The 14,619-nt window shown below is 40.0% G+C and carries 14 protein-coding genes; 11 read left to right on the top strand and 3 right to left on the bottom strand.

Annotated elements, in window-relative coordinates; all coding sequences use genetic code 11:
* Positions 1-110: 110 nt before the first annotated feature.
* Positions 111-1,574 carry a redoxin domain-containing protein gene (locus ABXG83_RS09265; RefSeq protein ID WP_353548573.1) on the bottom strand — a complete coding sequence of 488 codons (1,464 nt, stop codon included), beginning with the start codon at positions 1,572-1,574 and terminating at the stop codon, positions 111-113.
* 140 nt (positions 1,575-1,714) lie between these two features.
* Between ABXG83_RS09265 and rlmD the strand changes: the two genes are divergently transcribed.
* The 5 genes from rlmD (at position 1,715) to cysS (ending at position 7,789) form a co-directional block, all read left to right on the top strand.
* On the top strand, positions 1,715-3,145 hold the full coding sequence (gene rlmD / locus ABXG83_RS09260; protein WP_353548572.1) for a 23S rRNA (uracil(1939)-C(5))-methyltransferase RlmD: 1,431 nt from the start codon (positions 1,715-1,717) through the stop codon (positions 3,143-3,145).
* A gap of 34 nt (positions 3,146-3,179) precedes the next feature.
* Complete coding sequence (locus ABXG83_RS09255) at positions 3,180-4,016, top strand: rhomboid family intramembrane serine protease (RefSeq protein ID WP_353548571.1); 837 nt, start codon at positions 3,180-3,182, stop codon at positions 4,014-4,016.
* 21 nt (positions 4,017-4,037) lie between these two features.
* Positions 4,038-4,961 carry a rhomboid family intramembrane serine protease gene (locus tag ABXG83_RS09250; RefSeq protein WP_353548570.1) on the top strand — a complete coding sequence of 308 codons (924 nt, stop codon included), beginning with the start codon at positions 4,038-4,040 and terminating at the stop codon, positions 4,959-4,961.
* Between the two features lie 79 nt (positions 4,962-5,040).
* Positions 5,041-6,156 carry an endonuclease/exonuclease/phosphatase family protein gene (locus ABXG83_RS09245; RefSeq protein ID WP_353548569.1) on the top strand — a complete coding sequence of 372 codons (1,116 nt, stop codon included), beginning with the start codon at positions 5,041-5,043 and terminating at the stop codon, positions 6,154-6,156.
* A gap of 127 nt (positions 6,157-6,283) precedes the next feature.
* Positions 6,284-7,789 carry a cysteine--tRNA ligase gene (gene cysS / locus ABXG83_RS09240; RefSeq protein ID WP_353548568.1) on the top strand — a complete coding sequence of 502 codons (1,506 nt, stop codon included), beginning with the start codon at positions 6,284-6,286 and terminating at the stop codon, positions 7,787-7,789.
* A 77-nt stretch (positions 7,790-7,866) separates the two neighbouring features.
* Here the strand turns inward: cysS and ABXG83_RS09235 are convergent, their stop codons facing one another.
* A complete protein-coding gene (locus ABXG83_RS09235; RefSeq protein ID WP_353548567.1) occupies positions 7,867-10,149 on the bottom strand; it encodes a TonB-dependent receptor in 2,283 nt (760 codons plus the stop codon).
* A gap of 90 nt (positions 10,150-10,239) precedes the next feature.
* On the opposite strand from ABXG83_RS09235, the gene ABXG83_RS09230 reads away from it, so the two are divergent.
* Positions 10,240-10,947 (top strand): metal-dependent transcriptional regulator, encoded by a 708-nt coding sequence (locus ABXG83_RS09230; protein ID WP_353548566.1) that lies wholly within the window; start codon positions 10,240-10,242, stop codon positions 10,945-10,947.
* Here the strand turns inward: ABXG83_RS09230 and ABXG83_RS09225 are convergent.
* A complete protein-coding gene (locus tag ABXG83_RS09225; RefSeq protein ID WP_353548565.1) occupies positions 10,941-11,333 on the bottom strand; it encodes a MerC domain-containing protein in 393 nt (130 codons plus the stop codon). The genes ABXG83_RS09230 and ABXG83_RS09225 overlap by 7 nt on opposite strands.
* Positions 11,334-11,443: 110 nt before the next feature.
* Here ABXG83_RS09225 and ABXG83_RS09220 point away from each other — a divergent pair, with 110 nt between their 5' ends.
* From ABXG83_RS09220 to ABXG83_RS09200, 5 genes are all read left to right on the top strand, one after another.
* The gene (locus ABXG83_RS09220; protein WP_353548564.1) at positions 11,444-12,100 is read left to right on the top strand and encodes an SCO family protein; all 657 of its coding nucleotides are present in this window, start codon (positions 11,444-11,446) and stop codon (positions 12,098-12,100) included.
* A gap of 11 nt (positions 12,101-12,111) precedes the next feature.
* Entirely contained in the window at positions 12,112-12,531 is a 420-nt protein-coding gene (locus ABXG83_RS09215) for a transcriptional repressor (protein WP_353548563.1), read from the top strand.
* 63 nt (positions 12,532-12,594) lie between these two features.
* A complete protein-coding gene (locus tag ABXG83_RS09210; protein WP_353548562.1) occupies positions 12,595-13,572 on the top strand; it encodes an NAD-dependent epimerase/dehydratase family protein in 978 nt (325 codons plus the stop codon).
* Between the two features lie 41 nt (positions 13,573-13,613).
* A complete protein-coding gene (locus tag ABXG83_RS09205) occupies positions 13,614-13,949 on the top strand; it encodes a hypothetical protein (RefSeq protein WP_353548561.1) in 336 nt (111 codons plus the stop codon).
* Positions 13,950-14,020: 71 nt separating this feature from the next.
* Positions 14,021-14,593: a thioredoxin family protein gene (locus tag ABXG83_RS09200; protein ID WP_353548560.1), complete on the top strand. Its 573-nt coding sequence runs from the start codon at positions 14,021-14,023 to the stop codon at positions 14,591-14,593.
* The last annotated feature ends 26 nt before the right edge of the window (positions 14,594-14,619 follow it).

Below are 14,619 nucleotides of genomic sequence, written 5' to 3'. Positions count from 1 at the left end.
TATAATTTTATTTATGTTTTTTATAGTTTCAATAAATAAAATTTATGATTAGATGTAGAACGTCTTACTGCTTGGTATTGGTTAATGTCCCTGCTTGTATTTTCTGACGGCTATTTCTGTTTCGATTTTGTAACGATCAAATCATCAAACTGCTCCAGACTTAGTTGCTTGGCGATGATTCTTTTGTCTTTATCTAAGAGGTATAATGTCGGTGTCTTGAATATGTCATACAGTTGCCTGTAATTAGGCGCTCCTGCTCTCTCTTCTGCTTCTTTGGCAGCCTTTGTCTGATAAGTATGTGTCCAGCCTGCTAACTTTTTCTCTGCAATAAATTTTTTCCATGCCGGCACTTCATTTTCATAAATATTCACAGCATAAATGGCTACACCCAATGCTTTCCATTTACTTCTGTAGAAAGAATCCAATCTTGGCATTTCTTCTTTGCAATGTCCGCAATTGGGATCCCAGAAAGCAACAACAGTAAAGGCCGATTTCAATCCGTATAACGATACGATCTTTCCGGTAGTATCCGTTAAATTCAATACCGGTGCAGGTTTGCCCAGTTGATTTGCCATTAGACTATAGGCCCTTTCTGTCACCGTTTTTCGTGAAGCAGGATTTAGGATCATTGTGTCTCCCTTCGCATAAAAATTCTCAAAGAGGTATACAAAGACTTTATCCTGTCCCATGAATTCAGGATTCATATACTTATTGGTGAACTTGGTCAGCAAATAAGGATAGATCTCTTTTCCTGTTCTGGCAGATAATAACATATACTTTACCTCTTCAATGATGGAATCAGGCTCAGGTGACACATAATACCTGAAATAATCGTCAAGTTTAGGCTCAAAGAAGGGTGTGCGTAATAAGCGATCATCATTGAAAGCTACATCATCCCAAAAATGTTCTTTTACATAGCGGAATGGATAAGTGGAATCCGGTTTACCATTTATAACAGGAATGGCCGGTGTTTCCGGAGTTTTCATGGTATTGAAAAACATGGCCAGTAGAGAGTTCGGATGTTGTTGAACAATATTCATCCGATACTGCTGCACTTCTTTATCTAATGCTGTCAATGAATTATATAAACGCGTAGAATCTGATTTATTCGTAGCTGCTTTATAAGCATTGCTCAATTGCTGTCTCAATTGTCCCTTCTCGATCGAATAAGCGGTATAACTTTTAAAAAGATCATTGTCTTTTGAGCCGGTGATTTCAGCCTGATCTTTTAAGGTAGTATCACCTTTAATTGAGAAATGCTGAATATCATCCATTAACAATTCAAACTGAATGGTCATTTGTGGCGATACCACGAAATAGATACCTCCGGGCAATTTTTTATCACCTTTGAACACACCCTGACTCTTATCATTCAATATTGCAGAATCAACCAGTGTTCTTCCCGTACCCAAATAACTGCCTAGATATACTTTACAGTTTTTTAATGGAGTGAGTGTGATAGGAATATTCCGTCCGTTTGCTAGTGCTGTAGGCGATTTAGTGGCAGTTTTTGTCTGCGCTGCAGATACTAAGAAAGCAAGGATCCATCCGGACAACAATACATATTTTTTCATAACCCAAAATTCGCAACAAGTTAGTTAAATACTAAAAGCCATGATACCTATTTAACAAACACTCCGTGTATTCTTAAATAAATTGATACTCATTTCTGATAGAGAACAGTGGTCTGACCGATCATGTTTACCTTTGCAGGGTGAGAAAACAAAAGAAAAGAATCATTCTGGAAAATATCCTGGTGGAGGATTATGCCGCTGAGGGTCGCTCATTGGCACGCGTGGATGGGAAAGTGGTGTTCATAGAAGGCGCCGTACCCGGCGATCAAGTAGATGTACAGCTGACCAAAAACAAGAGTGATTGGGCAGAAGGTCATACAATTGCCATAAAAAGCTTTTCACCCGATCGTGTGCAACCTTTTTGTAGTCATTTCGGTGTATGCGGTGGTTGCCAATGGCAAATGCTGCCGTATGAGCAACAATTGAAATACAAACAAAAACAAGTAACGGATAACCTTACCAGAATAGGGCGTATCCGATTACCTGAAATATTGCCGATCGTTGGTGCTGATGAAACCAGGTATTACCGGAATAAAATGGAATACACATTTGCCACTCGTAAATACATTCCTTCTGATGAATTCCGTAGACTTAAAGCGGAAGGAATTGATCCCGATGCTTTACCGGGTGCAGCCGGATTTCATGCCCGTGGTTTTTTTGATAAAGTAGTAGAGATCGATACCTGTCATTTACAGGAAGAGCCAACTAATTTGATCCGAAAATTTGCAGCCGCGTATACGATCGAAAAAGGGATTCCTTTTTATAACATCAAAGAACATCAGGGTTGGCTACGCAACATGTTTGTACGTAATACAAGTACGGGAGAGCTGATGGTAAACATCATTTTTGGTTATGAAGACGTAGCATTACGTGAAGAGCTGTTGAATTCATTACTTGAGCGTTTTCCGCAGATCACGACTTTGTTATATACGATCAATATCAAAAAGAATGATAGCCTTTTCGATCTGCATCCTCAGATCTATACTGGTAAAGGATATATCATTGAGAAGTTGGAAGATTTTCAATTCAAGATCAGTCCTAAATCATTCTTTCAGACAAATACCAAGCAAGCTGAAAAATTGTATCAGGTAACGCGTGATTTTGCTGAGTTGAATGGAACGCAAACTGTTTATGATCTTTATTGTGGAACTGGCAGTATTGGTATTTTTGTGAGTAAACAGGCGGCCAAGGTAATAGGGGTTGAAGTAGTAGCTGATGCCATTGAAGATGCAAAAGAGAATGCAGCATTGAATGGACTCGCCCAAACCGCTTTCTTTGCCGGAGACGTGATCGATATTTGTGATGATGCTTTCTTTGTGGAGCATGGTCGTCCGGATGTGATCATCACCGATCCGCCAAGAGCCGGAATGCATGAGAAGCTTGTAAGAAAGCTGTTGGATATCGCAGCTCCGTTAATAGTGTATGTGAGCTGTAATCCGGCCACACAAGCAAGAGATCTGGCATTATTGGATGAAAAATATGAAGTAACAAAAATTCAACCGGTTGATATGTTTCCGCATACCTTGCATATCGAAAATGTAGTTCAACTGAGATTGAAAAAAGAAGCCTAACTATTCACTATAAATACGCATAAGCGTTGGATGCATGACAGAATTCAGACCCAGTAGATTTGAGATATTACCGATCATCGTTAAGAACCTGCTTATCATCAATGGCTTGTTCTATCTGGCACAGGTCACTTTCTCTAAAGGTGCGGTTCCGATCTTTTCTTTTGAAGACACATTGGCTTTACATGCTTGGCAGAGTGATCTTTTCAAACCCTGGCAACTGATCACACACATGTTTTTACATGGTGATTTCTATCATATTCTGGGAAATATGTTCGCTTTGTGGATGTTTGGATCTATTCTGGAAAATGTGTGGGGTGCAAAAAGATTCCTTACGTTTTACTTGATCTGTGGACTAGGCGCTGCATTGATACACCTGTTGTTTCTTTCTTATGAGCTAACACCCATCATGAAAGATTATGCATTGGTTTTACAACAGCAAAATGATCCGATCGCTTTTGTAGATGCCATGGCAAGCTTTGGTCGTAGATACAATATGGGTTTTAATGAAGAAGCCTTGGTTTTCCTGAAAGCGGATCCATCCAATACCCTTATGACCGATAAGGTTTTGGAAGCAGTGACCACCTATTACAATAACAGGATCAATACGGCCACATTAGGTGCAAGTGGTGCTGTATTTGGTATTTTGGCAGCTTTCGTATACCTGTTTCCCAATACGTATATCTATTTGTATTTCTTGGTACCGGTTAAAGCAAAATGGCTAGGCTTATTGTATTTTTCCTATGAACTGTTCTTCGCCCTTCAAAACTCAGCCGGAGATAATGTAGCACGATGGGCACATATCGGAGGTGCGATTGTAGGCTTGCTGATTGTGATTACCTGGAACAAAACCAACAAAAAAACGTTGTATTAATAGTCACCAAGAACCGTGTGTATGGAAACCAGACCGTATAAAACAAACAAAAAGATATTACTGGGGCAGGATAATAATGCACTTGTATTCCTGTTTGCCGTTAATGCATTGATGTTTGTGATCGTGAATTTCATAAAGATCGTGTACTATCTCTCCGAAATTCCCGATGAATTTTTTTACCGTCAGGTACTGAATTGGCTAAGCCTGCCACCACAAGCAGATATCTTGCTTACCCGTCCCTGGACCTTTATCAGCACCATGATCACGCATCATAGTATCTGGCAACTGATCAGCAGCATGTTATGGTTATGGTGTTTTGGATATATTCTGCAAGACCTTGCCGGAAACAATAAATTGATTCCCCTTTATATCTATGGGGGTATTACCGGCAGTGTATTTTTTGTGGTGATGAATAATATGGTTCCGGTTTTGGCCAATCAGGTCGAAACAGCCGCACCCTTATTGGGCGCTGGCTCTGCGGTAATGGCCATAGCAGTTGCTACAACCACATTGGCCCCTGATTATCGCATCTTCCCTTTGATCAATGGAGGGATTCCATTGTGGGTCATCACGCTCATTTTTGTGGCAATTGATTTTGCAACCCTTGCCGGTAGTAATGCCGGTATTGGTGCCGGACACCTCGCAGCGGGTATGGTGGGTTATTTATTTATCCGCCAATTACGCAGAGGCAGTGATTGGGGTGCATGGATGAACCGATTCGCTGTTTGGGTAGATGATCTTTTCAATCCCGAAAAAAAGCATCGAGAAAAAAATAGCAGCGAACGTCATTTCTATAAAGCCGATGCAAAACCTTTTGATAAAAAACCCAATCTCACGCAACAGCGCTTAGATGAGATCTTGGATAAGATCAATCAACAGGGCTATCAGTTCCTGACAGATGAAGAAAAGGAGTTTTTGAAAAAAGCCAGCAAGGAAGATCTTTAGTAGGATGCCACTGAAGTATCCTGTATAGACGCCGGTATTTTTCTATATCAGCACGTCTTTTTTATCAGTATTTTAGCTCATGGCCAAGAGCATCTTTCGACGCATTACTAAAACAGTATTTCTAATACTGAATCTGGTGATCGTTATTCTATGGCTGACCTCTTGTTTAACTCCGTTTTTGAACCCCGCTAAATGGTGGATGATCGGATTTGTTGGACTAATGGTTCCATACTTGATTCTAGCACTGATCCTTTTTCTTATTTTCTGGTTGTTCGTGAAACCCAGACTGGCATTGATTCCTGCGATTGCCTTACTGATCGGGTATCAACAGTTGAATGTGGTATTCGCCTGGAAATCCGGTCCCTCGGTCACTGAAAGCAAGCCGGAAAAAGTATTACGTGTGATCAGTTGGAATATCCAAAGTTTTAATGGCAATAGTAAAAGTCGATCGGCCAAACAATTGGCCAGAACTGAATTGGCAGAAAGTATTCAAAAACTGGATGCAGATATTGTTTGCTTGCAAGAGTTCAATCATACCGATGGACATCAATCCGAATCCAATAATCTTTCTCTCTTTAAAAGTAAATATCCGTATCATTTTTTTTCAAAAGACTATGAGCGAAACGGGGGGAGTTATCAATCGGGATGTATCATTTTTTCAAAATATCCCATCATTCATCAGGAAAAAATTAAGTTCCCGATAGCGGAGAGTCTCATCTATGCAGATATTGTAAAAGATGAAGACACCATCCGCATTTTTAATACGCATTTGCAATCTTTTAAATTCAAGCAAGCAGATTATACAGATCTGGAAAAGATCAAAGAGCAGGATGATGAGACATTGAGAGCATCTAAAAATATTATCCGTAAAATGAGACTTGCCTTTAAAAGGCGTGGGGTTCAGGCGGGTATTGTCAGAAACTCAATGGATCAAAGCCCTTACCGATCGCTGATCTGCGGGGATTTTAATGATGTGCCGAATTCTTACACCTATTTTCATATTCGTGGTGATTATCAGGATGCATTTCTGAAAAAAGGCTTTGGTATCGGTCGTACTTTTATCTCTCTGGCATCCACTCTGCGAATCGATTATATTCTTCCGGATCCATCTTTTGAGGTTAAAATGTTTGATATGATCGATGAAGGGCTAAGCGATCATATTATGCTGGTCGCAGATTTACAATTGAAAAATTAAATATCTTCGCCACAGAATGAAACGAATATTTAATTCTTGCTGTTGTTGATGCTGTTAATGCGGACTTTTCTGGTCCAGCTGTTTCTTTATTTTCGGTATCGTTTTTTATTTTCTCTAATTCGCAAGCATGTCACTAAAAGTTTATAACTCATTAACCCGTAAAAAAGAAGTTTTTGAAGCCATCAATCCACCTTATGTGGGTATGTATGTGTGTGGACCAACCGTGAGTGGAGAGAGTCATCTCGGACATGCGCGTCCATTCATCACATTCGATGTCGTGTATCGTTATCTGATGCACCTGGGTTATAAAGTTCGCTATGTAAGGAATATCACTGATGCCGGTCATTTTGAAGAAGAAGGAAGAGAGGCAGAAGATAAGATCAGTAAAAAGGCGGTATTAGAAAAGCTGGAGCCTATGGAATTGGTGCAGAAGTACACAAATCTGTATCACTGGGCCATGGCTCGCTTTAACAATTTACAGCCAAGCATTGAACCTACTGCTACCGGACATATCGTTGAGCAAATTGAAATGATCAAAAAGATCATTGCAGACGGCTATGCTTATGAAGCCAATGGCTCTGTTTATTTTGATGTTGAAAAATACAATACTGACTTCTCTAAAAAAGGAATGCCTTATGGTATGTTGAGTGGAAGGATACTCGATGATCAGATGGATACCACTCGCGAACTTGATAATCAGGAGGAGAAAAGAAATAAAAGTGATTTCGCCTTGTGGAAGAACGCGCCCCCTGAACATATAATGCGCTGGCAAAGCCCATGGGGAGAGGGTTTTCCCGGATGGCATATCGAGTGCTCGGCGATGAGTAATAAGTATTTGGGAGATCAGTTTGATATTCATGGAGGTGGTATGGATCTTCAGTTTCCGCATCATGAATGTGAAATTGCTCAGAGTACGGTTTGCAATCATAAAACACCGGCTCGTTATTGGTTGCATAATAACATGATCACCATCAACGGAAAGAAGATGGGTAAGAGTTATAACAATGTGATCAAGTTGAGTGAGTTGTTTGAAGGAACACATCCGATCTTAACACAGGCATATCATCCGATGACGGTAAGGTTCTTTATCCTGCAAAGTCATTATCGTGGTACGCTCGATTTTAGTAATGAAGCGCTGCAGGCTTCTGAAAAAGCGTTGCGTCGTTTATGGGAAGCTTATGAATGGTTAATGAAGCAAAACTTTGATGCTCAGGTAGCCGCAGGTGATAAAGCGTTGGATGAGAAAATGGCTGCTCAGATCCGTGAATTCGATGAGTTTATGAATGATGATCTGAATACAGCCAAAGTACTCGCCAATATGTTTGAATTGAGCTCAGTGATCAATTCTATCAAGGATAAACATATTGCCAATACTGCCATCAGTGGTACTACGCTTCAATTGCTGCAACAGCAAATGAAAATATATATTGAAGATATTTTTGGTCTCACCGGTGAACGAAGAGCCGATGACGGAAAACTCGATGGGGTATTACAACTACTGATCGATATTCGAAAAGAAGCTAAACAACGCAAGGATTTTGTGACAAGCGACAAGATTCGAAATGAACTAGCAGCATTGGGTGTGCAGTTGAAAGACGAAAAAGATGGTGGCGTGAGTTATACGATTCAGTAAGAGTTTAATGATGTCAGATCTCAGATGTCTGATTTGTTCCAAAAGTCTGTGTTGGTTACTGACCAATACAGACTTTATCATTTTATTGAAACTCTCATCCCAAAAAAGAATCGAATTCCCTGATTGGGTGCATACACATAGGTTGGATCAAAACTCAATGCATAAGGGTTATCAGCGGTAGCTTCCACTTGTCCGTTGGTATTGTATACGACTTGTTTATCAAACGGGTCATTGGTCCGGGCAATGATGAAAGGATTGCCTTTATTGGGTGTCCAGTTCAATAGATTTTTTACACCGCCATACAATTCAATCGAACGCATACCTGAGAATACCAATTGAATATTCTGAATACTCCACAGCGGTGAATGTGCACTGCGTGGATCTAACGGACCTAGTAGTGGTAATCGCATAGGGCCATAAAAATTTCCTGTATAGTCAATGCCCAGGTTCCATGGTTTGATACGGTATGAAAGAGACCAGGTTCCGGTTATTTTTTCCGTAAGAATTTGTTGGGTTTTTATTCCTTGATTAACAGTAGCTACTTCCTGTAATGTGATACCTGCCATGCCTTTCAAACCATTCAGCAAACTCAGTTCTGTATTAAGGGTAATGCCTTTACTGATGGCATGCCCATTTAAATTATCATAATTGATCTCATTAGGATTGCTTTCATAATCAGCAATGATGCGATTATTGAAATAAGTGTACCAGGCTGAAATATCAAAGTTCCAGATGACGCCTCTTGTTGTCAGTAATTTTTTGGAATAGTTTAGATTGATATTATAAGAGCGTTCAGGTTTCAGTTCATTTTTGATCACCACTTTTCTGGCACCTGTTAATGCTGCATGATCTTCCGTAAAGAGGTTTACCACTCTAAAGCCACTACCCGCATTGATACGAATACTCTCCTGATCTCCTGTTTTCCATTTGAAAGCAAGACGTGGCGTGATGATGTTTCCATGAACATCATGTTTATCGTAACGTAGCCCTAATAATAATTGCTGTTTTGCATTCAACCTGATTTCATCTTGTACAAAAATGCCGGGCAACCAATTTCTGTTAGGAATATTTTTAGATCCGACCGGATCGGCAGTTGCAGGAGTATTGTCATCATAAAAAGTATAACGTGCTGTGATACCGGCCAATACATCGTGTGCACCTGATTTTTTATCCCAGGTTAATTGCTGAAAGAAAATTTTTTGTCGGGCGATGTAAGAGGTCGTTCCATACCTGCTATCCTGATCATGATCATTGTATGAAACAGCGTAGAGGATCTTTTCTTTAAATGGTAATTGATATTGACCGGTCAATTCCCATCGTTTGGTGTAAATGCTCTCTCCATAAATACTGTCTCCACCTCTGAATCTTTTATTCCAGTTCATCTCACCGCCCCATCTGTCTTCATAATAGTAACGTAGGGCTACACTGAGTAGTCTGTTTTCTTTTCGTTGGAAATTCCATTTTTGAAAAACAGAGATACGCTGCTGTAAGGTTACATCTGTAAATCCATCTTTATTCTTATCGATAGGGTCATTATAGTGATAGAGATTAATACCGGTTAATACTTGTGCTTTCTGTAAAGGCTTCCAGACAAAACCCAGGTCAGCATTTTTTTCTTTCCAACTTGTTTGCATATAATCTACATATACCGATGGCGCATGCTGTGGCTTTTTTGTGATGATGTTGATGAGTCCGCCAACTGCTTCACTGCCATATAAGGAAGATGCGGGTCCTTTTACGATCTCTACTCTTTCAACCAATGCATTGGGGATACCGGATAACCCATACACAGAAGCCAAACTGCTTACGATCGGCATACCGTCAATTAATACCATGGTATAAGGCCCTTCAAGTCCATTGATATGGATATCACCGGTATTACAAATATTACAATTCAGTTGTGGTCGTACTCCATTGATCTGTTGTAAAGCATCAAAAATATTGGGCGTCGGATTTTTTTTGAAGAAGGTCTGTGTATAGACTTCTACCGGAACCGGGCTTTCTGTTTTTCTTACTTCTTTCAAAGTGCCCGTTACTACCACATCCGAAACCAGGGAAGTGATTGGGGTCAATTGGATGTCAAGTAATAATGACTGTGTAGATACGAGTTGAATTTTTTTACGAAATGATTGATAGCCGACCTGGTCTACAACTAAAGTATAGGTACCGGGATTCAGGTTTTGTAATTGATAAAATCCATTCACATCTGAATGAATTTGTATATCAGTATTCATCAAACGAATAGTAGCCAGCTCAACCGGATTACCGGATTCTGTTATTCTTCCCGCTACCGATGCATACTGGGCATTGGCTGAAGTGGATAATAGTCCTAAGAAAAAGGCATACAAAAACTGTCTCACAAAATAACATTTACGCTGTTCGGTTTGTAAAAGTAAAAAAGTTAGGTCTATCTAACAAAATAAGTTTGTCAATTCAGCTATCTTTGTAAGATGTTATCGACCACCGAAGAGAATTATCTCAAGGCCTTATTGCAGCTCACGCTGGAGCAATCACCTAAAACAGAAGCCGGTACCAATGAGTTGGCGGCACATTTGGGTGTAAAACCTGCTACTGCAAATGATATGTTGAAAAAACTGAAGGAGAAAAAGCTGATCAATTATGAAAAATATGGGAAGTCATCTCTTACAGCACAGGGACGAAAATTGGCTATCGAAGTAGTGCGGAAACATCGTTTATGGGAGACTTTTTTGTATGAAAAGCTAGGGTTTACATGGGATGAAGTTCATGAAGTAGCAGAGCAGTTAGAACATATTCAAAGTCAAAAGCTGATCGATCGGTTGGATAAACTTTTAAACTACCCAAGTTTTGATCCACATGGTGACATCATTCCAACTGCTGCCGGCGAAATGAAAATGCCGGTGAAGAAAACATTGAATGAAGAAGAGGTGGGGCATAACTGTAAGATGATTGGTGTGAAAGATAATTCCGCTGCTTTTTTGCAGTATGTCGATAAAGTAGGGTTGAGTATGCACAATCATATCAAAGTATTGGCCAGACAAACCTATGATGAGTTGATCGAGATCGAGGTGAATGGTCGGAAATCCAGTGTGAGTCCGCGTTTCGCAGAGAATATTGTGATTGTATGTGAAGACTGTGAAACAAAAAATAAAAAGTCTTCGAAGAAAAAAAATCAGTGATTACAGTCATCACTATGCGCATGATTGTGAACCCTACACATGCGATAATTGAGATAGTGTGCGGTAATGATGCAGGCAACGGAGGGAATTAATAACCATAGCTCCCATTTATGCCAGATCACTTTGCTGAGCAAGAGAAGTATTCCTACTGTGAAAAAGATCATTGGAATCCAGCTGTGGTGGTGTTTCTTTCTACCATGATATAAAGAATAAGTGCCCACCCCAAACGCTAGAGCGATCATTGCATATTCAAACCAGTTGTTATCAATGATATTATAACCAAAAAGCGGGAGGCTGCTGATGAACAAAGGCAATAATGCACAATGTATAGCACAGGCTACCGATGTGGCAATTCCAAAAGCATCCCAATTGATCTTAAAATTCATGAGGCGACAAAAATACGACTATGCAACAATGTTGCAAAATTAATTTCAATATTTTTTAGAGCACCCCGATTGAACAGAATGGGGTGTAACTTTGTCCTTTAGTATTGATTATGAGTAAGAAGTTAATAGGTTATCTGTTGTTTTTTGCGGTTTTGGTCGCCGCCTTTTATTATTTCCTGTTTCGAGGAACTGATAACTGGAAGGTGAAATTACCGCAGTTAAGTTATGTGAAGCCTTTTATGTTCCGCAATCAGGATGGGGTACCCTTTACTGAGAAAGACATGTTGGGCAAAGTATCGGTGGTAGAATATTTCTTTACTACCTGCAAAGGGATATGTCCAAAAATGCATGTGGGTATGAAAGGGATCTATGAAGCGTATAAGGATAATCCAGACTTTATGATCGTAGCGCATACCTGTGATCCTGAAACGGATTCTGTTCCAAGGTTGAAATTCTACGCAGACTCGATGCAAATCAACACTAAGAAATGGGTGCTACTGACAGGAAGAAAAGACAGCCTATATCAAATGGCCAGAAACTCCTATTTATTAGATGATCCTAAGAATAATTTTGAGAAGATCGAAGATCAATTCATTCACACGCAATTTTTTGCATTGGTTGATAAATCAGGTAAAGTTCGTGCACAGATCTATGATGGCCTGAAAGCGGATGAATTGGAAAAGCTCAAAAAGGATATTGGTATTTTATTGAAGGAGAAAGCGACCGGTAATTTTGTGAACGGTATTTTTACAAACAATCCACAGTAAATCATAAGATCATGCAGGAGCGTATTGTAGATCTGTTGAAAAAAAACCACTTAAGTGTTACGGAAAGCAGGAAGAAGATCCTGCATCATTTTCTGGATGCAAATGGTGCGTTGGCTCATGCAGATATTGAAAGTAAGAGTGGTACTGAATTCGATCGGGTAACAATTTACCGAACCTTACAAACCTTTGTAGAAAAGGGGATCATTCATACCATACCCACTGCGGATAATTCTGTGCGCTATGCTTTATGTAAGGATGAATGTTCTGCCGGACATCATCACGATGATCATGTTCATTTTATGTGTGATGCATGTGGAACTACTTATTGTCTGGATCATGTAACAGTTCCAAAAGTAGCGCTACCCGATGGATTCAAAGCGGTACAAAAAGATCTGGTAGTGAGTGGGCTTTGTAATAAATGTTCTAAATAGCGTATCATATCAGGGTGTTTCGGTTATCCGTATCATTAGGTTAACTTCGTTCAAATCAATTTCATGATTCTTGTTACCGGGGCAACAGGTTTGGTTGGATCACATTTGTTACAGGCATTACTGAACAAAGGTGAGCAAGTGCGTGCTTTATACCGTTCCGTCATTCCTCAGATACCCGGTGCAGAAAAAATTGATTGGGTCAAAGGTGATATCCTCGATATCCTTTCATTGGAAGAAGCCATGAAGGGGGTCCAACAAGTTTATCATTGTGCTGCAGTTGTTTCATTTCATCCATCACAAAGAAAAAATCTGCACCATGTAAATACAGCAGGTACTGCCAATGTGGTCAACGCCTCTTTGGATGCCGGTATTACTAAAATGGTTTTCATGAGTTCTGTAGCAGCTTTGGGCCGCATACGTGAAGATGTCATGATCGATGAAACCATGAAGTGGACACCCGAAACCAGTAACAGTGAGTATGGGAAGAGTAAGTATATGGCCGAAATGGAAGTGTGGAGAGGTATTGGTGAGGGATTGAATGCTGTGATCGTGAATCCGGTGATCATTCTTGGTGCCGGTGACTGGAGCAGTGGTTCAACTGCCATCTTCAAATCAGCATATGATGAATTTCCCTGGTATACGGAAGGTATGAGTGGGTTTGTAGATGTAATGGATGTAGTGAATGCAATGGTAGCATTGATGGAAAGCAAGATCAGTGCGCAAAGATTTATCATCAGCGGGGCAAATCTGCCCTATCGTTCTGTTTTTACCATGATCGCTCAGGCTTTTGGAAAAAAACCACCACATAAAAAAGTAACAGCCTGGATGGCCGCGATCGTTTGGCGTCTGGAAGCGATCAAATCAAGATTTACCGGGAAGTCGCCCTTGCTGACCAAAGAAACAGCCAAAACAGCCAGAGCTAAAGTGCGATTCAACAATACCAAACTATTAGAGGCAATTCCGGCATTCCAATACACGCCTATAGAAGAATCGATTATTCGTATTTGCAGGGAGTTGAAAATAAAATACCACTTACCCTAAATCTATTCCTCTCATTCAGAAAATACGGTAAATTGTACTGCTTGAAATACATAGTAGCAGTCATATTATCCTTTTCTCTTTATGCGCCATCGGTAGCGAAGTTTCTTGCATATGCAGAATGTTCTGCCCTTGCCGTTTCGCAGGCTGATCAAAATTGGTGTGATTGTATGTTGACAGCGGATACTGATACGGACGGAATACCTGCCACTGAAAAACAAAAAGATATTGCCTTCAAAACAGACTGGAAGTATACAACAGCAGTAGCTTATGAGCAAAGCACTGATTTTATTTCTTTAGATAGATCCCATACAGATTTTATAGCTGATGCACTTCTGCATCCTTATCAGAAAGCTGTTTTTCATCCTCCGCTTTATTGATTACATACACTAGATCGTTATGCTCCCACAGCAGGGGGCTATCTGTTTATTCATGTAATCAATTCAACAATATGAAATCATTTTCTTTGATGTTCACTGTGTTGTGCATAGTGACCATCCAATCATCTATTCTTGCTCAGACAAGAACTCCATTTGCCAATATAGAAGTTAAGAACAGTTATGGTGAGCCTATGTTACTGGGTCACTGTGATCTTTCTTTTTTACAACAAGGGGTTTATAAAAGTTGGTATCAGCCAGGATACGATAGCTATGTTCCTGATTCCTCAGTCATTCGATCACTTAATGGATCATTGAAAGGAAAGCAAATCGATATTTTTCTGGGCACCTGGTGTGGCGACAGTAAACGAGAAGTGCCTCGTATGATGAAGATATTGGCACTATCAGGAATGGATCTGCAACAGGTCAGACTCATTTTTGTGAGCAATGAAGCTAACAGTTACAAGCAAAGCCCGCAACATGAAGAAGCCGGAAAAAATATCAAAAGAGTACCAACAATGATCATCTATGAAAATGGTATAGAAATAGGACGTATCGTGGAGTATCCAATTGTTTCTCTGGAAAAAGATATGTTGTCCATTATCCGACAGGAGAAGTATGTGCCGAATTACGGGTTGATGAATTAATGTGAATGGTGAATGGTGAATTGTCA

The sequence above is a fragment of the Sediminibacterium sp. KACHI17 genome (assembly GCF_040362915.1).
Lineage (GTDB): Bacteria > Bacteroidota > Bacteroidia > Chitinophagales > Chitinophagaceae > Sediminibacterium.
This window is presented reverse-complemented; position numbering and strand designations above follow the sequence as displayed.